This is a genomic window from Ligilactobacillus sp. LYQ60 (genome assembly GCF_045033015.1).
Taxonomy (GTDB): Bacteria; Bacillota; Bacilli; order Lactobacillales; family Lactobacillaceae; genus Ligilactobacillus.
In genome coordinates this window covers 450,279-472,852 of record NZ_JBJFZV010000001.1, presented here as the reverse complement: position 1 = coordinate 472,852, position 22,574 = coordinate 450,279, and the positions used below count along the sequence as shown (strand labels likewise).

Sequence of the window (22,574 nt, the reverse complement as noted above, 5' to 3'; positions counted from 1 at the left end):
AGGGACGGGGTTTTTCTGCTGAAAGGAGTTAAAATGGTAGACTATAAGCAACAAATTGCGGCTCGGATTTCCGCTACGCTCGGTGCGCCAACCCCTGCTGAAGAAATTATGGATAAGGTTGAGGTTCCTAAGGAGATTGCGCGTGGGGATTACGCCTTCCCGGCATTTATCTTAGCTAAGGTCCTCCACAAGGCACCGCAGCAAATCGCAGCTGATTTGGTCACCCAAATTGACAAAACGGGGTTTGAGAAGGTCGAAGCGGTTGGCCCGTACGTTAACTTTTTCCTTGATAAGGCGAAGTATAGTCAGGAAATTTTGGCAACGATTTTAAAGAAACAGGAGCATTATGGCGACCAGGATCTCGGCCACGGAGGGAACGTGACGGTAGATATGTCCTCCCCTAACATTGCTAAACCGTTTTCAATGGGTCACCTCCGATCGACGGTAATTGGGAATGCAATTGCACTCTTGCTTGCGAAGACGAATTACCATCCAATTAAGATTAACCACTTGGGTGATTGGGGAACCCAGTTTGGAAAGCTCATGGCGGCGTACACGTTGTGGGGGAGTGAAGAAGAAGTCAAGCAGGACCCGATTAACACCTTGTTGAGGTACTACGTGAAGTTCCATGAGGAGGCTGAAAAGGATCCAGCGCTTGATGATCTGGGCCGGAACTGGTTCAAGCGGCTTGAAGACGGTGATGAAGAAGCAACCCGACTGTGGAAGTGGTTCCGGTCGGAATCATTGAAGTCGTTTATGCGAATTTACAAGAAACTGGGAATTGACTTTGACTCGTACAACGGGGAAGCCTTCTATAACGATAAGATGGATGAGGTTGTTGACTTGCTGAAACAAAAGGGGCTTTTGCATGAAAGTCAGGGAGCTCAGATCGTTGATTTGGAGAAATACAACCTTAATCCGGCATTAATTATGCGTTCGGACGGTGCTACTCTCTATATTACCCGGGACCTGGCAGCAGCCCTGTACCGAAAGCGGACATACAACTTTGTTCAGTCTTTGTACGTTGCCGGTAACGAACAAACAAATCATTTTGATCAACTAAAAGCCGTTCTAACGGAGATGGGGTACGATTGGGCCGATGAAATTCATCACATTGGGTTTGGCCTTATTACCAAGGACGGGAAGAAGATGTCCACCAGAAAAGGGCATGTAGTGCTCCTTGATCAGGTGCTTAACGATGCGATTGGCCTAGCGGAGAAACAAATTGCCGCCAAAAACCCGACATTAGCTAATAAAGACAAGGTCGCCAGTGCTGTGGGAATCGGGGCGGTAGTCTTCCACGACTTAAAGAACGAACGGCTAAACAGCTTTGACTTTAATCTGGACGAAGTTGTGCGGTTTGAGGGAGAAACTGGGCCGTACGTTCAGTATTCCCACGCTCGGGCAATGAGTATTTTGCGGAAGGCAGGGAATCCGCAACTAACAGCAGACCAGGCATTTGCCGTTGATGATCCGCAGGCCTGGGAGACTCTGCGGTTACTGGGAGATTTTCCGGCGGTTGTCAAGCGGGCGATGGACGAATACGAACCATCCGTGGTCGCCAAATACGCGTTGCACCTTGCGAAGGCGTTTAATAAGTACTACGCACACTCCCGAATCCTGACGGAGGATGCCGGCCGGAATGCTCGCCTAGCACTTGTTAAGTGCGTTGCCTTAGTTCTCAAAGAAGCCCTGCGACTTTTAGGTGTTCAAGCACCAGACGAAATGTAATAAAAAGTATTACCATCATGGAGGATGAGCCGTTGTCTTGTCCTCCTTATTGTTTCATTCCAAGTAAATGGTTGGGGGAATGAAGTGGAAAAGGTGTATGGGGCGTCAATTTATATTTTGGAGTGTGGCAACTTTCAGGTGGGATTCTTTGTTTAAAAGCTGCCGCATCTTGCTTCTAATCCGGGTATAATGCTAAAATAAGAACCGATATTCTATTGGATTACGGCCCAAGTGCCGGGACTTGAAAATATACGACTGAGAAGGGATTAAATCAATGACAAACATCCTGAAAAAATGGGTCGAAAGTGATAAACGTGAACTGCGACGACTAGGAAAAATTGCTGATAAGGTCGAGGCGCTCGCTGATAAAATGGCGGCTTTGTCTGACGAAGAATTAAAGGCGCAAACTCCCGCGTTAAAGGAGCGCTATGCAAAGGGGGCGACCCTTGATGAACTTTTGCCGGAATCCTTTGCGGTCTGTCGGGAGGGGGCCAAGCGGGTTCTTGGGTTATACCCGTACCGGGTTCAGATCATTGGGGGAATTGTCCTCCACGAAGGAAACATTGCCGAAATGAAAACCGGTGAGGGGAAGACCCTGACGGCAACGATGCCGGTTTACTTGAATGCACTTGCTGGTAAGGGAGTTCATGTAGTGACGGTTAATGAATATTTGGCCGGCCGGGATGCCACGGAAATGGGTGAACTGTACGAATGGTTAGGGTTAAGCGTTGGATTAAACGTCGCCAATAAGTCACCCGAAGAAAAGCGGCAGGCGTATAACTGTGATATTACGTACTCGACGAACAGTGAACTTGGCTTTGATTACCTGCGGGATAACATGGTGGTCTACAAAGAAGACATGGTTCAGCGGCCGTTAAATTTTGTGATTGTCGATGAGGTAGACTCAATTCTGATTGACGAAGCCCGGACGCCACTGATTATCTCGGGGCAATCAACTGGGAAAACTGTTCTTTACAAACGGACGGACCGGTTTGCAAAGACCCTTACCAAGGAAGACGATTTTAAGATTGACCTTGAATCAAAGACCGTATCGCTGACAGAGCAGGGAATCCAGAAGGCGGAGAAGTACTTTGCCTTACGGAATCTGTTTGATCCGGATAATACGGCTTTGACGCACCACCTTGATAATGCTTTGCGGGCAAATTACATTATGCTTCGGGATAAAGATTACGTTGTGCGCGATGGTGAAGTACTAATTGTTGACCAGTTTACCGGGCGGATTATGGACGGCCGGCGGTACTCTGACGGGTTGCACCAGGCCATTGAGGCTAAGGAAGGTGTTAACATCGAGGAAGAAACCAAGACGATGGCCAACATTACGTATCAAAACTTCTTCCGGATGTACAAGAAGTTATCCGGGATGACGGGGACGGCTAAGACGGAACAGGAAGAATTCCGTGAAATTTATAACATGGAAGTCATCACAGTCCCAACCAACAAACCAGTTATTCGGAAGGATAAGGCGGATTTACTGTACCCAACGTTAAAGAGTAAGTTTGCGGCGGTAGTCGAAGACATCAAGAAGCGGCATGCCAAGGGGCAGCCAGTTCTGGTTGGGACCGTTGCCGTTGAAACGTCTGAATATCTGTCAGGATTACTTGATCAGGAAGGGATTCCCCACGCTGTTTTAAATGCTAAGAATAATGCCAAGGAAGCCGAGATTGTCGCTAATGCTGGTCAAAAAGGAGCCGTAACCATTGCGACGAATATGGCCGGGCGGGGAACTGATATTAAACTCGGTCCTGGGGTCCGGGAAGTTGGCGGTCTTGCCGTTATTGGGACGGAGCGGCACGAATCCCGGCGGATTGATAATCAGCTGCGGGGACGGTCTGGTCGGCAGGGTGATCCGGGATTAAGTCAGTTTTATCTTTCGCTCGAAGATGATCTAATGCTTCGCTTTGGTTCAGAAAAGATCAAGGCCGTGTTAGAGAAAATGAAGGTTGCTGATGACGATGCAGTTATCCAATCCCGGATGATTACCAAGCAGGTTGAATCCGCCCAGAAGCGGGTTGAAGGAAACAACTACGATACGCGGAAGCAAGTCCTTCAGTACGACGATGTAATGCGGGCCCAGCGGGAAGTAATTTACGCCCAACGGCAACAGGTAATCATGGAAGAAGAAAGCTTAAAGCCGGTAATCATGCCGATGATTAAGCGGACCGTTAAGCATGTTGTTGAGGTGCACACCCAGGGAAACAAGGATGAATGGGACTTAGAGGCCATTCTCGATTTTGCCCAGTCAAGCATGGTAAAGGAGGATACGATTGCCCTTGATGATTTAGAGGGAAAGGATCCCCAGGAAATCATGGGTTATCTGGACGAACGGGCTGAGGAAGTCTACGCTAAAAAGCAACAACAATTACCTGATTCGGAGCAGATGCTTGAGTTTGAGAAGGTCTGCATTCTTCGGGTAGTTGATACCCGGTGGACTGATCATATCGATGAGATGGACCAGCTCCGGCAATCAATTGGACTCCGGGGCTACGGACAGTTGAATCCGCTAGTTGAGTACCAGTCCGATGGCTTCACGATGTTTGAACAAATGGTTGCTGACATTGAAGAAGACGTAACGCAGCTGTTCTTGAAAGCGGAAATCCGGCAAAACGTTAGGCGGTAGCTGATAGGAACGAAACATGGTGGGGAGGTGCGGATGAAAATCCCAGCCTCCTTTTTGGACGGAGGAGATTTTGAATGGAATTAAGTGATTACCGGCGTGAAATTAAGGTAATGAATGAAAAAGTCGCAGACTTTGGGAGGTCTCTTTGACTTAGATCGGTTAGCAGAAGAAATTGCCGATAATGAGCACCAAATGGCAGCTCCGGGTTTTTGGGACAACCAGCAGGCCGCGCAAAAAGTGATTGCCGCCAATAATCAATTGAAGGCAAAGTATGATAATTATAAACAGCTTGGAGCAGCGCTGGAAGATTTAACTGTTTTGTGTGAGATATTAGCAGAGGATCCAACTGATTCGGACGTGCAGGTTGAGTTAGCCGCAAACTTTGAAGCGGTTCAAAAGAAGTTGGCAGACTACCAGCTGCGGATGCTGTTAAACGAACCATACGATCAAAATAACGCTATTTTAGAAATCCACCCAGGAGCTGGGGGAACCGAGTCCCAGGACTGGGGAAGCATGCTTTTTCGGATGTACCAGCGGTGGGCTGACCAGCACGGGTTTGCCGTTGAAACGGCGGACTACCAGGTGGGGGATGAAGCCGGAATTAAAAGCGTAACCCTTCTGATTAGGGGGGATAACGCGTATGGATACCTTCGGGGCGAAAGGGGGGTTCACCGATTGGTCCGGATTTCTCCGTTTGATGCGGCGGGTCGCCGGCATACTTCGTTTGCGTCGGTAAACGTAATGCCCGAACTTGACGATTCCGTTGAAGTTGAACTTCGGCCTGAAGATATTAAAATGGAGGTTTTCCGGTCAAGCGGTGCCGGGGGTCAACACATTAATAAGACATCTTCTGCTGTTCGGTTAATTCATATCCCAACGGGAATTGTAACTTCCAGTCAGGCGGAACGGTCCCAGTTTCAAAACCGGGCAACCGCAGAAAAAATGATGCGGGCTAAGCTCTACCAAATGAAACTAGAAGAACAGGCCAAGAAGAAGGCTGCTATTCAGGGAGAGCAGCTTGAAATTGGGTGGGGTTCCCAGATTCGCTCGTACGTTTTCCATCCATACACGATGGTTAAGGATCACCGGACCAATTATGAAACGGGGAACGGTCAGGCGGTTATGGATGGTGATTTGGATCCGTTCATTAATGCGTACCTTCAGTGGAAACTGCAACAACAAAATCCCCAGTAGGAGTTAGTAAATGAAAGTAGTTGGGTGGCTCCTCGGAGCGATCGTATTTAATCCATTATTATGGTTGGGTGGCGTGATGCCCGGAATTAATTACCTGGTACGAATTCGTCAGGAACGCCACCAGTGGCGCCAAGCCGTTGACCGTGATTGGTATGAGGGCCGGCACTTTATCATGGCTTTTGGCGGAATGGCTCTCATTGGTATTGGCGGGACAATTTTGATGCGGGTAACCGTAAGTTGGGAGTTGGTGGCTGTTTATGGTTTTCTCGCTGGAATAGTGGCATTAACCAATTGGTGGCATAATTTAACACCGCTGTTGATTTTAGTTCCAGTTGGGCTGACACTGATTACCAAGGATGGTGGTGCACTGCACGCTACTTTAGTATTTACAGTGTTTATTTGTATCACCCGGTTAATTTTAAGCTTGTTTGGTGGTCAGAAGGTTAGTCCCCGGATGGTAATGAACCGGCGTCACCATGTCTTTGCGCGGTACGAGTGGCGGGAAACGACCATCCTACCGGTGTTTGTGATGGTAGGAACCCGTCAAGGCCCGATTCCCATTATCATATTTTTCCCAGTAGGGATTCACCGGGTAATTCAGGAAAAAACAACGGCACCGGTAGTGCGCCACCTTCAAATGGTGACTGGCATTCAGTGCGGACTGGCGCTTTTAGGAAGCTTTACGGGGTACTCGGCGCTCCGGGCGGGGCTAGGTGTTGCGTTGGTAATGGTGAGCTGTTACGATATTGGCAATCAATGGTGGCGAATCCACCATCACTCCCCGGTTGTGACGGCCGCAACGGATGGAATCCGGGTAGTCGCTGTTCGTCCAGCAACGCCAGCAGCGCGGATGGGATTACGTCCGGGTGATGTTGTGGTGGCGTGCAATGATGCGCCGGTCCATAATCACCGGGAGTTGTACGCGGCCCTGCAACGCAGCGCAGCGTATTGCCGCTTGCGCGTTCGGACAGTGACGGGGGACATGAAGTTAGTTGAGAGTAGTTTATATGCGGGGGTTCCCCATGAAGTGGGAATTGTGACGTTCCCCGCAGCGGTTTATTCACGGGTAGGTGAGCTAAAATGAAGGAATCCCGGATTCACCGGTCAACACAAAATAAGTTTTTATTAGGCGTTTGTGGTGGGTTAGCGGCCCACTGGGGAATCAGGGCAAACTACCTGCGCGCAACGTGGGTAGGGATTACCGTTATCTGCATGTTGTTTCCCCGAATGGTTGTCTTGCCGGTGGGATTATACCTGGTATGTTACCTGCTGATGGGGGCACCGGAAGATGGTGAGTCGACTAATTCGCGGTCGGCGTGGACTGATATGTTTACTAACCGGACGACCACTTCAGCGCGGCAGAAGCGCCCAGCGGGAAGAAAGATTATTACTGATGTTCATGAACGAGACGTCCATGAACACCGAGAGGACGATTAACGTGGGTTTTTGGAAACGAATTATCATTAATGCCATTGTTTTCTTAGCGGTAGCGGGCTTTTTCCCGGTAGGTTTTCATGTGGCCAACATTTGGGTTTCCCTGATTGCGGCTGTTGTCTTGAGTGTCCTTAATATGGTAGTTAAGCCGTTATTAACGGTTATTTCATTACCAATTACTGTGCTGACACTAGGACTCTTTTCGTGGGTAATTAACGCGGTAATGTTGGAGTTAACCGCCTTGGTGGTTGGAGGAGCATTTGCCTTTGCTAACTTTGGGTGGGCGCTGGTAGTGGCGTTAATTATTAGCGTGGTTAATGTAGTGATTACAAACTATTTTACGGATTAGTGAGGCGAATTAGATGACGGAAAATAAGCGTCGTTTTAAAGTGGAAATTGGCGGCAAGGAATACATTATCATTGGGGAGGCTAGTATGGCCCGCATGAATGCGGTCGTGGGTATAGTGAACCAGCAATTGGCAGCGATTAAGGAGCAGATGCCCGGGATTTCAGATGAACGGGCGGCAATTTTAACAGCTGTAAATGCAGTGGCCGACCAACTTGCGCTCCAACAAAAAAGCAAGGAGTAAACGTCCTTAGGAGGTTGACGGGATGGTTTCCGTAATTATTGTTCTGTTACTATTGTTAGCGCTGCGGCATGGTTACCGGCGGGGATTAATTCGAGGAATTTTGAATTTTATTAGCGTGATCGTTACGTTTATCATCAGTATTCGGTTGTCCGGTACGGTGGGCCGTTTTTTGGCGGGAATTTTTCCAGCGGTTGCGAATACCGGAGACTGGCTTCTTTTGCGCGCTAACCTGAACCTGATGTTTTATAAGTTCGTTGCGTTTTGGGTCGTGGCGATTATTTGTGGGATTATTGCACGGTTTATTGTTCGGGCAATCAATCGGATTGCAGATTTGCCGCTTCTTGCAACGCTTAACCGGTTAGCAGGGGCGGTGTTTTCATTTTTAACGGCCTACGTGGTTATTTTCGGTGGGCTCCTTTTGTTAAGCGCTTGGCCAGTAGCATCTGTTCGGCAAGCAGTCAGTACGTCAATGGTGGCGAATGCCATGTTAATGAAGACCCCGGGGTTGTCAACTATGACGACTAACAGCGTTACTCCTGCAGAGCAGGGGGGGTCTGGCCAACAACAACCGGTTATTAACGAACAATAGCCGTAGGGGGGATATGATAATGAATAAAAAAACCCTGATTACCTTAGAGTATGCAAAAATTAAACATGCTGTGCGGGAAGAGACGACAACGGCGATGGGAGCGCAACTCGTTGACCAACTAACCCCCCACACGGATTTGACGTGGGTTAAAGAGCAGTTAGCTGGTACCCAGGATGGAATGGATGTGTTGCGGTTGAAGGGCGGGATCCCGCTTCCACAACTTGTAACAATTACCCCCGCGCTTAAACGGCTTAAAGTGGGAGCAACCCTTAACGGGAAAGAGCTTGCTTCAATTGCCCGGGTGCTCCGCGCGGCAAACGAGGTGCGGGTGTTTTTTAAGCAGTTGACTGCAGAGCAGGATGCGCAACTCCCCGTTATTACGCACCTTTTAGAACAGTTGGTAACACTTCCTAAAATTGGAAGTCGTTTGATTCGCTCCGTTGAGTTTGATGGTCACGTTACTGACGATGCTTCGCCGGAACTAAAACGGCTTCGGCACCAGATTACTAGTACGGAAGCAAATATTCGGGCGGAACTAAATAGTTATACGCACGGCGCAAATGCGAAGTACCTGAGTGATGCGGTTATTACGTTGCGGGATGACCGGTACGTTATTCCGGTCAGAGCGGAAAACCGCGGCCGGTTTGGGGGTGTCGTTCACGACCAGAGCGCATCTGGCCAAACGCTCTTTGTTGAGCCAGAACAAATCGTTACCCTTAACAACCGGCTTCGCCAGCAGCAGTTAGCAGCAGCTGAAGAAGTTCGACGAATATTAGCGGAATTATCAGCGTTACTTGCGCCGTATACGACTGAGCTTGCAGGGAACGCGGCGGTATTAGGCCAGCTTGATTTCATTAATGCCAAGGCCCGGTACGCTAAACACCTCCGGGCAACCAAGCCGGCGATTTCCCCTAAAAATGACGTGTATCTCCGTCAGGCATGGCACCCACTTTTAGATCCAAAGAAGGCGGTGAAAAACGATCTCGCTATTGGGGCGGATTATCAGGCGATGGTAATTACGGGGCCCAATACCGGGGGGAAAACAATTACGTTGAAGACGTTTGGGTTGATTCAGTTGATGGGACAGTCCGGGATGTTTATCCCCGCGGCTGAGGAAAGCCGGATTGGCGTCTTTAGTGATATTTTTGCCGATATTGGGGATGAACAGTCCATCGAGCAAAGTCTTAGTACATTTTCAGCGCATATGACAAACATCGTTGCGATTATGCGGCAGGCGGATGCGCGCGCGTTAGTCCTCTTTGATGAGCTTGGTGCTGGAACGGATCCCCAGGAAGGAGCGGCGTTAGCAATTGCCATTCTGGATGCAGTTGGCGCGCGGGGCAGTTTTGTTGTGGCGACGACGCACTATCCAGAATTAAAGGCCTACGGGTACGAACGGCCAGGAACAATCAACGCTTCAATGGAATTTGACAGCAAAACACTTCAGCCAACGTATCATCTGTTGGTTGGAATTCCTGGACGGAGTAATGCGTTTGATATTGTCCAGCGGCTGGGGATGGATCCGACGGTAGTTACAGCAGCTCGTAATTTAACTGCTGATGATAACCAGGATCTCAACGATATGATTGCCGATTTAGTTGCAAAACGCCGGCAACTTGAGAACGATCAGGTTGCGCTTAATAAAAACCTTGAGGCGGCGACGGAACTGCACGCTGATTTGAGTAAACGGTTTACTCAATTTATCAACGAGCGAGAGCAACTGATGAACCAGGCGAAACGGTCCGCTAACGAACTGGTTGCCAATGCTAAAAAGAAGGCTAACGCAGTTATTAGCGACCTGCGGCGGATGCGGAACGAGCAACACGCCCCCGTTAAGGAAGATAAATTGATTGCGGCCCAAGGAAAGCTAAATGCCTTAGAGCAGAACCCGACGTTAAGGAAAAACCGGGTATTGCGACGGGCAAAGCAACAGTATGTTTTTCATGCCAACGATGACGTTCTTGTTAAATCGTATGGCCAACGCGGAGTGCTTCTTCGTAAGGTCGGGAACCACCAGTGGGAGGTTCAGCTGGGGATTTTGAAAATGAAGATTGATGAGGCGGACCTGGAGAAGGTGCGTGCCCCGCGAAAGAAATCCGGTGGAAAACGGGCACATCCAACCGTTAAAACGGCCCGTGCAAGTCACGTATCACCCACGTTGGATTTACGCGGAGAACGTTATGATGCCGCAATGACGAAGGTTGATCGTTACCTAGATGCCGCTCTTTTAGCCGGGTATCAGTCAGTGACGATTGTGCACGGAAAGGGAACCGGAGCACTTCGAACGGGTATTACAAACTACCTTAAGAATAACGCAGCAGTAAAGAGCTTTAACTTTGCAGCCCCGAATGCGGGCGGAAACGGTGCAACGGTGGTACACTTTAAGTAGTTTCGGTGGAGGCATCTGATGCACCGGGAAACATAAACTGTGTTATAATTACTTACGAAAAGTAAGAAAGAAGGGGTTAACATGGAAGAGTTAACGACAAAGAATTTTGATGAGAAGACTGCACACGGCGTATCGTTCACCGACTTTTGGGCAACATGGTGTGGTCCTTGCCGGATGCAGGGACCGGTTGTTGAAGAGCTTGACGATGAAATGGGTGATCGCGTACATTTCAGCAAAGTGGATGTGGACGAAAACCAAGAGTTGGCCCAACAGTTCGGAATCATGAGTATCCCAACGATGTTAATTAAGAAGGACGGGAAAGTTGTTGATACAATTGTGGGTTACCATCCAAAGGAAGCCCTAAAGAAGGAAATCGAACAATATTTGAACTAAGTGTAAACAATAAGCAGGTCAGTGTTAGAAAAACGCTGGCCCGTTTATTGTATTAAGCCTAAGCTGTAGAACAAGTGGTGATTGTCACGGCGTAGCTTGTTCGGCATAATGGAAGCAAGTTGATTGGAGGGTGATTACGTGAAAAAGACGGTTGTAGTTGCAACGGGCAATGCGGGAAAAGCGCGGGAATACGCAGCGCTTTTTGCCCCAAAGGGATTGACCGTTAAAACGTTGGCGGATTTTAACGATGTTCCGGTAATTCATGAGACGGGAACAACCCTTAGGGAAAACGCCATGATTAAGGCCCAAACAATTGCTGAGGCGTTGACAATCCCCGTTTTGGCGGATGATACAGGGTTGTTTGTAGATGCGCTGAACGGAGAGCCTGGAGTATATACCGCCCGGTATGCGGGTGATCACGATGATGCAGCCAATCGCGCAAAATTGCTGACGAACCTTGTAGGGGTTCCAGTGGAAGAGCGAACGGCCCACTTTGAGACGGTCATTGTGGCGGTTAAGCCTGATGGAAGTGCGCCGTTAATTGCTACGGGACGGTGTGACGGTCAAATTACGCTGCACGAACAGGGGGTTGCCGGGTTTGGGTATGATTCACTTTTCTATTGTCCGAAAGTGCACGCAACGTTTGCGGAGACAACGGTGGCTGCAAAGAATAAGGTAAGTCACCGCGGTCGGGCAATGCAACACTTAATGATGCAGTTTGATGAGTGGTGGAATTAGCAGGAGTGGACTGTGAAAAGGGAAGCACATTATATCCAGGACCGGTTAATCTTTTGGTGCCTTACTACAATGATCCTGTTTGCTGCAAATATTCTGCTTCAGAGTCAGTTCCTTGCATGGGTGGTTTTGATGGCCGTCGGGTGGTGCGTGGTGTTACTGGTTTTATGGTTTCTCGCACTGATAAAAAAGTAGTAGTTAAGAGTTGACAATAGTGGCCGAACCTGTATAATAGTAAGAGTACTTTTGGTATTGCCCGTTGGTCAAATTGGTTAAGACGTCGCCCTCTCAAGGCGGAGTTACGGGTTCGATCCCCGTACGGGTGATAAGCAGAACATGTGCGATGGACTGTGATTAATCACAGTCCATTCTTTGTAGTACTAGTTGCAGTATAAAATTGTTATAATAGAGTTAAAGATGGAACTGTCAGAAAGGAGATCAACATGCTAAGAAGAACTAAGAACCTTTTACGTGCGTATGGTGTTTCTTACGATAAAGAGCACGTTAATCCAATGATGGTACCTGAGCGGGTGTACGTTCTACGCTTTGGCAAGGATCCGGATAATCTGAACAACCGGTTTATCGTTGATTATAATTATACGATTACTGGCCGGATTAAGATTAACAAGATTTCACTTCGCCTGCATAAACAGGTGCATCCGCGGGAATTTGACAATGAAGCGCAACTGTTAAGTTATTTGAAGCGGAAGGCATACCGTTATACCGGGAAAAAGCAGTGTGAAATGCACGTGGCTAAAGGAAAATAATAAAGGCGAAAGCGGTGCTGGGAGATTTTCCGGCGCCGCTTATTGTATTTTTATTAAGGATAGCCATAATTTAAAATAATATTATTTATAGCAACGGTTCGCTCGACTTACTAATTTGGTTTCATTATACTAGAAGCAGACGTTAATGAGCTTAGGTGAAAGGATGAAAATAATGGTTAAACGTAAAGCGATTATGATTGGTGCGGGGTTAGCGAACATGGCGGCCGCTGTGTATCTGATTCAGGAAGGAAAGTGGGATGGCGAAAACATCACATTCTATAGCCTTGATGACCATGGTTCCAATGACGGATCAACCGATAAGGCGCAGGCCGGCGAGTATTGGAACAAGAATTACCCGATGAATAATACAAAGGGTTTTATTGCCCGGGGTGGCCGGATGTTAAACTACCGGACGTATGTAGATTTGATGGATCTACTAGCGCGGGTCCCATCAGTAACGGAGCCGGGAATGACGGCGGCAGAGGATACGCGCGATTTTGACGCTTACCATCGGACGTATGATAAGGCACGGTTATTAAAAGGCGGTGTCGGCATCGTTGATGGCGGGAAACTTGGATTGAATAATAAGGATCGTTTGTTATTAACGAAGCTGGTGATGATGCCGGATAGTCAGGAAGAACTGCTTGATAACGTAACAATTGCTGAGTACTTTAAGGATGACCCGCACATGTTTCAGACGAACTTCTGGTACATGTGGGAGACAACCTTTGCTTTCCGAACACAAAGCTCCGCACAGGAATTACGGCGTTACATGCACCAGATGATTTACGAATTCACCCAAATTGAGCATCTTGTGGGGGTTAATCGAACACGATACAACCAGTATGAAAGTATCATGTTACCCCTGATTAAGTATTTACAAGGACAGGGATGCCACATTATTCTAAACCGGCGCGTTACGGATTGGGAATTTAAGGAAACAACCATGCAAGATGAGATTACTGTTACGGGATTGGTAATGGAAAATACTGAAACGGGGGAAGAAGAACACGTTACCGTTGATGATGATACGGCGGTAATCTTTACTAATGGTTCAATTACCGACGCCGCTACTATCGGGGACTTTAATACACCTGCATCTGAAAACATGGACTATGGGGCGGCTTCAAGTCTATGGAAGAAGGCCACGGAGCACTTCTATAACCTTGGGAATCCGGATAAGTTTTTTGCAGATCGTGATGCGAGCGAATGGGTTAGCTTCACGTTAACAACGAATAACCATCTTCTGTTAAACGAAATTACGCGAATTACCACCCAAGAACCAGGAAATGCCTTGAACTCCTTCATTTCAACGGAACCGATTACGCCGCTTGGTCACGAGGACGTCAATATGTCGATTGTGGTGCATCATCAGCCGCACTTTACAACCCAGAAGCCGAACGAGACTGTTTTGTGGGGGTATTTCTTGTATCCGCGGCGCCACGGTGAGTTCGTTGACAAGCAGTACATTAAGATGACCGGGAAGGAAATGCTTGAAGAATTAATTGGGCAGCTGTCTAAGGTTGATCCGGGGCCGGTAAATATTAAATCAAAGAAAAAGGAAATTATGGCCAGCGTAGTTAACTGCATTCCAGTTTACATGCCGTATGCTTCCGCCTTGTTTAACAATCGGGCTAAGAGTGACCGGCCGGAGATAATTCCGGCAAACTCCACGAACTTAGCGTTTACGGGGGAATTTGTTGAACAGCCGTATCAGATGATTTTTACCGAACAAAGCGCGGTTCGTTCTGGCGAAATTGCTGCGTTCCACTTTGCGGGAGTACCGATGAAACGGTTAGTTAAAAACCCGCGGTACGATAAGGATCCGAAAACGTTATTCCGGGCAACTAAGAAGATGTTTGAGTAGGATAATTAGTAGTGTTAATGACGTCCCAGCTGGGACGCCATTTTTTTGCGAAAAAAACGCGAAATGTTATTGACAGTAAAGGAATAAATTAATATACTGTAAAAGTCGGTTGATAATTATTGGGCATTAGCCAAACTGGTAAGGCAGCGGACTCTGAATCCGTAATGTACTGGTTCGAATCCAGTATGCCCAATCACTGGGAGTTCACGGAGGTGGGCTCTTTTTTTATATCTAAAGGGGGGAAAAGAAGCGATGTTTGCCCAAACAACGGCGTTATTAAACCAAATGATTACGACCGGCGTAGTCCCGGGAATGGCGTGGGCGCTAATTCACGGCGATACGGTAATTAAGCGTGTCGAGGGGAAGGCGGCCGTGATCCCTCAAGCCGAACCTCTCCGTCCAGGAATGTTATATGACGTAGCCTCCCTTACAAAGGTAGTGGGGACGACTACGGTGTTGTTGCATTTGATGGAGGCTGGACAGCTGGATGTGGATTGTCCGGTAGTAACGTATCTTCCGGAGTTTTTTGATTCCCGCGTTACTATCCGGCACTTGTTGACCCACACGGCGGCAATTAGCGGTTATATTCCCCACCGGGACCAGTTAACGGGTTCCCAGTTAATTAATGCATTGATGGGCCTTCATATTGGTTCACGGTTGGGGCGGCAGGTGCGTTATACGGATTTGGGATTGATTTTTGCTGGTTTAGTGGTTGAGGCTGTGACGGGAATGCCCGTTCAAGAGGCCATTAGGCGCATTGTCCTTCGACCGTTAGGAATGCGGCACAGTACGTTTACTCCGCGTGATCCGGCTAAGTGCGTTCCCACTACGGTGACGCCAGGCGGGAATGTTTTACGTGGTGTTGTTCATGACCCGAAAGCCCGGCAATTACAGCGTAGGTGTGGGTCAGCTGGTTTGTTTACAACGCTGGATGATTTAATTACCTTTTGTCAGTGGATGATGACGGATGAATTCCAGCACCCGATTATTAGCAGCGCGCTTATTAACCGGCTTTTCGCTGATTGGACTCCAACAGGAACGCTGGGGCGGTCTTTGGGATGGGATCTTCGATATACGTCTAGCGGGCAGGTATGTCTTCACCACACAGGTTATACCGGGCCAATGCTGTTGATTGATAAACAGGCGCACGATGCGTTGATTTTACTGACTAATCGGGTGCACCCGCAGCAAGATAATCACACGTTTATTGATCGACGAGCGGAGGTAGTGCAGGTTTACCTTGCTGAAAAGGAGTCGGTTTCATAAGTCTAGTATATGGGAGAAAATAATTTCAGGGGGAATGAACAATGGGTGAACCATATTTCTTAACGCCAGTTTTTCAGGAGAAAATGTGGGGCGGTACCCGGCTTCATGATGAGTTTGGCTATGATATTCCCAGTGATCACACGGGAGAATGTTGGGCCATATCCGCCCATCCGCATGGACTGGCCACGGTGGCAACCGGACCGCATCGGGGAATGTCCCTTGATCAGGTGTGGGCCAAGCACCGGGATGTGTTTGGGAACGCCCCAGGAAATGTTTTCCCGTTACTCACTAAGATTTTGGATGCGAAGATGGATCTTTCCGTTCAGGTACACCCGGATGACGCATACGCAATGGAGCATGAGCACGAACCGGGGAAAACGGAGTGCTGGTACGTGATTAAGGCCGATCCGGGTGCAACGATGATTTATGGTCATCATGCTAAGAACCGGGCGGAATTACGGAAAATGGTTGAAACGGGACAATGGAATCAACTCCTTCGGCGGGTTCCCGTTAAGGCGGGCGATTTCCTGTACGTTCCGAGTGGGACTGTTCATGCTATCGGAAAGGGAATTATGGTCCTTGAAACGCAGCAGAGCAGTGATACAACGTACCGTTTTTACGACTTTGACCGTGTTGATCCGATAACGGGGAAGAAGCGGCCGCTTCACATTGAGCAATCCGTTGCGGTGACGAACGTTCCGCATAGTGATCCGCAGTTAACCCTGGAAAAGACCATCATCGGGGACGTTAGGGTAACACGATTTGTAAAGACGCCGTTCTTTACGGTTTATCGCTGGCAGGTTGTTGATGGAGCCGGGACGTTTGCGCGGGGAGAAGCTCCATATACGTTGGTTTCGGTACTGGATGGTGTTGGTAGCATTACGGTTAATGGGACCGCCTATTCATTGCGAAAGGGACAACATTTTATTCTACCTAATGATGTAAGGCGGTGGACGCTAGCAGGAAATCTCGTGGCAATCGCGTCGGAGCCGGGAGAACGGGTATAAAATATAATTTTTTGCTCGTGTAGAATAAAAAACCTATTACCGCCATTTGAAGTGGTAATAGGTTTTTTATAATGGATGTTACTTTAATTTATGTTCGTGATGCCATGTGAACTGTAAGTACGCAATATATAGCGTAATTAATTGGAACGTATTATGTGGGTCAAGTTCGAATATTTTTTTGATACTTAGTAAGCGATGGTTTAACGTATTGCGATGGATATGCATTTTATTAGCGGTAATTTTAATACTTTGGTTATAACGAATGTATTCGCCAATTGTGGCAATCAATTCTTGGCCGAAAGTAGTTTGGGATAACCGGTTAAATCTATCTACTAATGATTCCAAATGAAAATTTTGGCTCATTAAATCACTAATTAGAGCGACATCTTTATAATAAATCATCTTTGGATTATGAAGAATTTGCTGGATTTCAATCGTTTGATAGGCTTGATCAGCTGAATTGCCAAGGTTTATATTGGGTTCTCCAATTCCTAAAGGTAATTGTTTGGTATGACAAATTTTAATCAGGTGATTAATTGTTGATGCTTGGTAGGTAATTACGATTGAGGTTGACCCAGTTGGGGAGAGTGTAAAGTCCTTTGGATTAACATAAATTGAACGGATAAATTGTGGTGTACAGCGAACCGCAAGGACACGCCACTGGTGATTCAGGTTAATTTTAAGTTGTTGTGCCTCCAGAACAAAGGTTGTGCGTTGCATAATATCCGTTTTTATTTTGATCCATTGATTTAAAAAACGGTTAAGTTGATCATGGTGCGAATTTTGTTGGCGGTTAATTTCAGATTGGTGAAGTAATAACTCAGCGGTGGCTTGTAATAGAGAAGCCAGCGGGGTAACGGTTTGGGGATTACCAGTAATTCCAATCACACCAATAACTTCTCCGCCATAGAATAACGGCATGTTGACTCCTGGTTGTCCATGGGGTCCGAACGATGCATCCATGGGTAAAATTTTACGTTCTTCAATTGCTTGTAACGCACCAACATGAAGTGTATTAATTCTGTCGTGATTGCCACTAGCAATAATGTATCCATGTTCATTCATAATATTGACATTATACGGAATTCGTTCCATTGCGGCGTTGACGATTTCCTGGGCTAGATCAGCTGTTAATTCCATTTGGATTCCTCCATATTTGTTTTAGCAAGTAAAACGGGATGGGATTTGATGAATCCCCATCCCGTGTTAATTTATTAGGAGTGCATGAAAGCTTTGATTAAACGGCCTACTTCCTCGGCCGTTTGTGACAAATCATGTCTTGTGTCGGCTAAAGCTTGTTTTAACGGTTTGGCGCCGGTTGGGGTTGAAAAGATGGCGTCAATTCCATCAGAGCTGTATAGAGTATCGATTCCTTTACCAATATTACCCGCTAGCACAATGACTGGCGCATGCGGAGCAACGGATTTGGTTGCGCGTGCGACGCCAAAAGGAGTTTTACCATATTGTGTTTGAAAATCAATTTTTCCTTCACCCGTAAGCACAACATCAGCATCTTGGGCACGTTGTTTTAGTTTAACCGTATCGATTATTAAGTTGACCCCTGCTTTTAATTGTGCGTGGCAAAAGGCCAACAAGCCAGCTCCTAATCCTCCGGCAGCGCCGGCGCCGGGTGATAATTCAACGTTCATTCCTAAATCACGGGTAATGAGCTGGGCGTAGTGATGGAGATTTTTATCCAAAGAATTAACCATTGATGGGGTTGCCCCTTTTTGAGGGCCAAAAACCATTGCAGCACCATTTTTACCAGTAAGCGGGTTAGTAACGTCAGAAGCAATTTGGATTTGGGTATGGCTAATCCGGGGATCGATTTCCGCAATGTTAATTTGTTCTAATTTGTCCAGCATGCCACCTCCCCAGGATAGTTCTTTCCCTTTTTTATCAAGTAAGTGTGCTCCCAATGCCTGCGCCATTCCCGCACCACCGTCGACTGTTGCACTTCCGCCGATACCAATTAAGATTTTTTTGACATCATGATCAAGTGCATTTTTAATTAATTCGCCAGTACCGTAAGTGGTTGCTACTAATGGATTTAGTTCCTTTGATTGCATTAATTCCATCCCGCTGGCTGCTGCCATTTCGATTACAGCTGTTTTATGGTCGCCAAGAAGGCCGTATCGGGCGTTGATTTTACGCCCTAAGGGGTCATGTACTGGCGTTGTAATAAAATGACCATTGGTGGCATCGATTAAAGATTGGACCGTTCCTTCGCCGCCATCTGCCATTGGAATAAGTTCGTAATCTGCTTTTGGAAAAACACGTTTCATCCCGGTCATCATTAATTGGGCCGCTTCTTTGGCGGTAACTGACCCCTTAAATGAATCTGGAGCAATAACAATTTTCATTATAATCATCCTCCAATTTTATTTTATAAATGTAATAATCCGTACATTATGGTAGCAGTAATCATAGCGGCTGTTCCGCAAAGCGCCTCAAAAATGATGGCCTTGGACCGTTCTTTAATATTCATGTGCATGGCATTTTGCGTAACGTGAAAGTAGTTTCCTTGGGGAAGTGAATCGATTACGATTGCACTGCAGTGAACCATTGCTGCTGCTGCTAATGGGGCGACGCCAAAATCTAGAATTGCTTTCGAGAAAGCTTTTGTAGCCAGGATAACGCCAGTAGAAGTTGAGGCGGCAGCGCCAGACATTAATAGTCCTGACAATGGTGCAAGTAAAACGCCAGGAATATGCATTGTTTTAATTCCAGTGATTAATAATTGCGGGAACGTTGATTGCGTTATTGTTGCGCCAATTGCACCTGCTCCGATTAAGATGAGGACGACATCGGTCATTTTACTAATTCCGGTTGCCGCAAAGGAACGAAGGTGCTTCCCTTGGTGCATTGCAAGTGCACCGATTATGGCGGCAAGGGGTAAAACGTACATTGCGTCTAAATTACATTTTTCTAACCATGCTAGATGAAAAATTGCGCCAATCGGAGTCAATAACAGGAGAATGATTGCGACGGTCGGCGCAACTAATGCACTCCCAAGTGAAGGTAACTGTCTTTTGGCGTTCTCAGTATCCTTAATGTCTGCGGAAGTAACTTGACTTCCAAGGTGTTGAATACATATTACGACAATGACCGTTGTCGCTAACGTTGTCAATGCAGGAACAAAATCTGCAATCATTACTTGGCTAAGTTGCAGTCCAAAACCGTGAGCAGCGGCAATTGTATTGGCATTTGGTGAAATGATATTACCTGCTTTGCCGCCGCCCGATAAGGCAATTAGTAGGGCAAGTTTAGAGATGTTTAGCTTTTTGCCGACTTCTAGGGCAATTGGGGCCATAATAATAACCGTTACTGGAATAAATACACCTACTGCAGTAATAATCATTGAGGCCAATGCTAACGCTAAAATAGCAAACCGGTCGCCTAGTTTATGTACAATTGTTCGTGCAAGGGTATCGGCAGCGCCTGATTCCATCATTACACCTGCTAGCATTCCTGCAGCAAGGACGCGCATAACCGTACCCATTACGTTAGCGGCGCCGTGAACGATAACGTTAATTGCCTGTGTTAAGCTGGCTCCGCCCAAGATTGCACCAATTAAGGCACCAACCATTAATGAATACACCGGATTAAGCTTCTTTAAAATTAAAATGATTGCAAGGGCTAATCCCAATAATGCTCCCCACCATGTGATCATAAAATCTCCCCCTTTTTTATTGTGATAAATTATACTATATTTGCAGTTTAAGAAAGAATATGTGGGAATTCAATGTTCATTTGCATAATAATAACCGCTAAAATACAGGAATATTTGTGTATCATTGTTTTTTGCTGTGAATGCAGAACAAGTGACAAAAATCACTAGGTTACGTAAAAAAATAACCATCCACGGTGAACGAGAAATTTACGTGAATGGTACAGCTGAAAATGTTTAGTACGTTGGTTTGATTTTTAATGCTTTCGCCGCACTCAAATCCGCGTCGGGATACTTGCGTTTCAAGGCAATGAGAAGCAGGCGTTTTGCTAGTTCGCCGTTTCTAGCAAGCACCGGGCCGTGAAAGTACGTACAGAAGGTGTTTTTATGAATGGCCCCTTCCGTTCCGTCCTGACCGTTGTTTCCGTGGCCCTCGATGACTTGCCCAAGCGGCCGTTCGTTTTTTCCGAGGAAGGTCATTCCGTTGTGGTTTTCAAATCCATGGTAGATTTGTCCGGTTTCGGCATTTTTAATTTTAATGTCACCGATAAAACGGTTATTTTCCTGGGTTTCAGTGCGGTGGTCCAGGGCGTGGATCCCCTTTATCTTAGTGCCATCCGCCCCGACGTAGTATTCACCAAGAAGCTGGTAGCCTCCACAAACGGCAAGCAGCGGGCCGTCCGTTTCAATGTATTGGATAATGGCATCGCGCTTTGTTTGAATGTCATCAGAAACAACCTTTTGTTCCAGGTCTTGTCCCCCGCCAAAGAGAACCAAATCGGTGTTATCTGGGTCAAATTGCTGGTCAAGGGAAATAACTTCGGGGGTAATGTGGATGTTCATCTGCTTGGCATAGTACTGAAGCGTTAGGATATTTCCGATATCACTGTACGTATTAAGAAGGTTTCCGTATAGGTGGGTTAAGTGTAATTCGTATTTCATTACTTCATCTCCCCGTTAATGTATCCATCACTGGCAAGGAGCGCGCGCAACTGCAGCACCGCGGTGTACGTTGCGAGAACGTATACGTGTTTGGTGGGCATTTGTTTGATTGCTGTAACTACATCCTTGAGGTTTTCTTTGTGGTCAAAATGTTCTTCCGGAACGCCGGCAACCCGCAAGCGGAACGTAATATCGCGGTACCGCTCGCCACCGGTAAGAACCGCTGGAATCCGCTCGAACGGGAGGTCTTCAAACCGGCCGTCCCAAATCCAACTGGTATCAATTCCATCGGCGTAGTTCGCGTTCAGGAGGACCGCCAGCGAAAACGGTTCGTTGTCGGTTTTAATCATTTGTAATACCTGGTCTAATCCAACTGGGTTCTTAACGAGGATAAGCGTAACGTCCTTACCATCAAGGGGAATAACTTCCTGGCGGCCAAAGACCTTCTTGTCATTCGTGCTAAGTTGATGGACAATATCTTCCGGCAAAACGCCCATTTCCCGGGCAACGGCGTACGCGGCCAAGGCGTTGTAGATGTTATACGTGCCCCCAATGTGGAGGGTAATTTTATGGTTATTAATCATAAACGTTGATGATTGCGGCGTTTGGTTAACGATTGTTGTTACCTGGTAGGTTAGGCCTGGCCGGTGGAAATCACAGTGGGGGCAAAAGTACTTCCCTAGATTACCGTAAACCAGTTCCTTATACCGTAGAATGTGGTGACATTTAGGGCATAGCAATCCGTCCGTGTTAGCAGGGGCATTCTGGATTTTATCAGGCCGATTAGCAAACCCATAGTATATGATTTTGTTAGGAAGGGTTACGCTGTTGAAGATGGGTGCATCTCCGTTAGCGATAATAAGTGCATCGGGGTGCATTCGTACTCCCTTAAGGATCTTGTTATATGTGGTGTAAATTTCACCGTAGCGGTCCAGTTGGTCACGAAAAAGATTCGTGAAGACGTATGCTTTAGGGTTAACGTATTGCGAAATTAACGGGACGTTTGCCTCGTCGGTTTCAATCACCGCGAGGTGTCTTCCGCTTTTAGCTTTTTGGTTAGTTAAAAATGCCGTAACGATTCCCTGCATCATGTTTGACCCGCTGGGATTTGTTAGGATGTGCGGGAAGGCCGGGCGAAGCGCTTTAACCGTTAAATTAGTGGTAAGGGTTTTGCCGTTTGTTCCCGTAATGATAATGACCTCGTAGTTTTTAGCAAGTGTTGTTAGCACGGCTGGGTCAATTTTAAGTGCCAGGCCGCCGGGAAACGAGGTTCCGCCGCGGTGAAGGACATCGTGAAGGAGCCGGTACGATGATTTCCCCGCAAGGGCTGCAAATGAACTTCTAAGTGTCATGCCTTTATTA

Annotated in this window: 21 protein-coding genes and 2 tRNA genes; 18 read left to right on the top strand and 5 right to left on the bottom strand. The window is 47.1% G+C overall.

Going from position 1 to position 22,574, the window contains the following annotated elements; all coding sequences use genetic code 11:
• Positions 1-33: 33 nt before the first annotated feature.
• The 18 genes from argS to manA all read left to right on the top strand — a co-directional run bounded on the left by argS (position 34) and on the right by manA (position 16,600).
• Entirely contained in the window at positions 34-1,731 is a 1,698-nt protein-coding gene (argS, locus tag ACI3EZ_RS02285) for an arginine--tRNA ligase (RefSeq protein WP_405025377.1), read from the top strand.
• A 274-nt stretch (positions 1,732-2,005) separates the two neighbouring features.
• Positions 2,006-4,369, top strand: a complete 2,364-nt coding sequence (gene secA / locus ACI3EZ_RS02280) for a preprotein translocase subunit SecA (RefSeq protein WP_405025376.1) — start codon at positions 2,006-2,008, stop codon at positions 4,367-4,369.
• A 74-nt stretch (positions 4,370-4,443) separates the two neighbouring features.
• Positions 4,444-5,563, top strand: a protein-coding gene (gene prfB / locus ACI3EZ_RS02275; protein WP_405025375.1) for a peptide chain release factor 2 whose coding sequence is annotated in 2 segments (ribosomal slippage) — positions 4,444-4,515 and positions 4,517-5,563 — 1,119 coding nt in all. Because the reading frame shifts where the segments join, the coding sequence is not laid out codon by codon here.
• 10 nt (positions 5,564-5,573) lie between these two features.
• Complete coding sequence (locus ACI3EZ_RS02270; protein WP_405025374.1) at positions 5,574-6,647, top strand: PDZ domain-containing protein; 1,074 nt, start codon at positions 5,574-5,576, stop codon at positions 6,645-6,647.
• Positions 6,644-7,000 carry a PspC domain-containing protein gene (locus ACI3EZ_RS02265; RefSeq protein ID WP_405023982.1) on the top strand — a complete coding sequence of 119 codons (357 nt, stop codon included), beginning with the start codon at positions 6,644-6,646 and terminating at the stop codon, positions 6,998-7,000. Before ACI3EZ_RS02270 ends, ACI3EZ_RS02265 begins: the two co-directional genes overlap by 4 nt.
• Before the next feature lies 1 nt (position 7,001).
• Positions 7,002-7,346: a phage holin family protein gene (locus ACI3EZ_RS02260; RefSeq protein ID WP_405025373.1), complete on the top strand. Its 345-nt coding sequence runs from the start codon at positions 7,002-7,004 to the stop codon at positions 7,344-7,346.
• A gap of 13 nt (positions 7,347-7,359) precedes the next feature.
• Positions 7,360-7,587 (top strand): cell division protein ZapA, encoded by a 228-nt coding sequence (zapA, locus tag ACI3EZ_RS02255; RefSeq protein ID WP_405023980.1) that lies wholly within the window; start codon positions 7,360-7,362, stop codon positions 7,585-7,587.
• A gap of 22 nt (positions 7,588-7,609) precedes the next feature.
• Complete coding sequence (locus ACI3EZ_RS02250; protein ID WP_405025372.1) at positions 7,610-8,176, top strand: CvpA family protein; 567 nt, start codon at positions 7,610-7,612, stop codon at positions 8,174-8,176.
• A 19-nt stretch (positions 8,177-8,195) separates the two neighbouring features.
• Entirely contained in the window at positions 8,196-10,565 is a 2,370-nt protein-coding gene (locus tag ACI3EZ_RS02245) for an endonuclease MutS2 (protein ID WP_405025371.1), read from the top strand.
• 81 nt (positions 10,566-10,646) lie between these two features.
• Positions 10,647-10,958, top strand: a complete 312-nt coding sequence (trxA, locus tag ACI3EZ_RS02240) for a thioredoxin (RefSeq protein ID WP_405023977.1) — start codon at positions 10,647-10,649, stop codon at positions 10,956-10,958.
• 138 nt (positions 10,959-11,096) lie between these two features.
• Complete coding sequence (locus ACI3EZ_RS02235; protein WP_405023976.1) at positions 11,097-11,696, top strand: XTP/dITP diphosphatase; 600 nt, start codon at positions 11,097-11,099, stop codon at positions 11,694-11,696.
• A gap of 12 nt (positions 11,697-11,708) precedes the next feature.
• Positions 11,709-11,888, top strand: a complete 180-nt coding sequence (locus ACI3EZ_RS02230; protein ID WP_405025370.1) for a hypothetical protein — start codon at positions 11,709-11,711, stop codon at positions 11,886-11,888.
• A gap of 58 nt (positions 11,889-11,946) precedes the next feature.
• A tRNA-Glu gene (locus ACI3EZ_RS02225) sits at positions 11,947-12,019 on the top strand.
• Between the two features lie 117 nt (positions 12,020-12,136).
• The gene (locus ACI3EZ_RS02220) at positions 12,137-12,460 is read left to right on the top strand and encodes a hypothetical protein (RefSeq protein ID WP_405023974.1); all 324 of its coding nucleotides are present in this window, start codon (positions 12,137-12,139) and stop codon (positions 12,458-12,460) included.
• A 172-nt stretch (positions 12,461-12,632) separates the two neighbouring features.
• A complete protein-coding gene (locus tag ACI3EZ_RS02215; protein ID WP_405025369.1) occupies positions 12,633-14,327 on the top strand; it encodes an oleate hydratase in 1,695 nt (564 codons plus the stop codon).
• A gap of 120 nt (positions 14,328-14,447) precedes the next feature.
• Positions 14,448-14,520, top strand: a tRNA-Gln gene (locus ACI3EZ_RS02210).
• 59 nt (positions 14,521-14,579) lie between these two features.
• Entirely contained in the window at positions 14,580-15,593 is a 1,014-nt protein-coding gene (locus tag ACI3EZ_RS02205) for a serine hydrolase domain-containing protein (protein ID WP_405023972.1), read from the top strand.
• A gap of 41 nt (positions 15,594-15,634) precedes the next feature.
• A complete protein-coding gene (gene manA / locus ACI3EZ_RS02200; RefSeq protein ID WP_405025368.1) occupies positions 15,635-16,600 on the top strand; it encodes a mannose-6-phosphate isomerase, class I in 966 nt (321 codons plus the stop codon).
• A 78-nt stretch (positions 16,601-16,678) separates the two neighbouring features.
• On the opposite strand, the gene ACI3EZ_RS02195 is transcribed toward manA, so the two are convergent.
• The 5 genes from ACI3EZ_RS02195 to ACI3EZ_RS02175 all read right to left on the bottom strand — a co-directional run bounded on the left by ACI3EZ_RS02195 (position 16,679) and on the right by ACI3EZ_RS02175 (position 22,564).
• A complete protein-coding gene (locus ACI3EZ_RS02195) occupies positions 16,679-17,740 on the bottom strand; it encodes a CdaR family transcriptional regulator (protein ID WP_405025367.1) in 1,062 nt (353 codons plus the stop codon).
• A 74-nt stretch (positions 17,741-17,814) separates the two neighbouring features.
• Entirely contained in the window at positions 17,815-18,963 is a 1,149-nt protein-coding gene (locus ACI3EZ_RS02190) for a glycerate kinase (RefSeq protein ID WP_405025366.1), read from the bottom strand.
• A gap of 23 nt (positions 18,964-18,986) precedes the next feature.
• A complete protein-coding gene (locus ACI3EZ_RS02185; RefSeq protein ID WP_405025365.1) occupies positions 18,987-20,273 on the bottom strand; it encodes a GntP family permease in 1,287 nt (428 codons plus the stop codon).
• A 234-nt stretch (positions 20,274-20,507) separates the two neighbouring features.
• Positions 20,508-21,212, bottom strand: a complete 705-nt coding sequence (locus ACI3EZ_RS02180) for a type 1 glutamine amidotransferase (RefSeq protein WP_405025364.1) — start codon at positions 21,210-21,212, stop codon at positions 20,508-20,510.
• Positions 21,212-22,564 carry a MurT ligase domain-containing protein gene (locus ACI3EZ_RS02175; protein WP_405025363.1) on the bottom strand — a complete coding sequence of 451 codons (1,353 nt, stop codon included), beginning with the start codon at positions 22,562-22,564 and terminating at the stop codon, positions 21,212-21,214. Before ACI3EZ_RS02175 ends, ACI3EZ_RS02180 begins: the two co-directional genes overlap by 1 nt.
• Between the last annotated feature and the right edge of the window lie 10 nt (positions 22,565-22,574).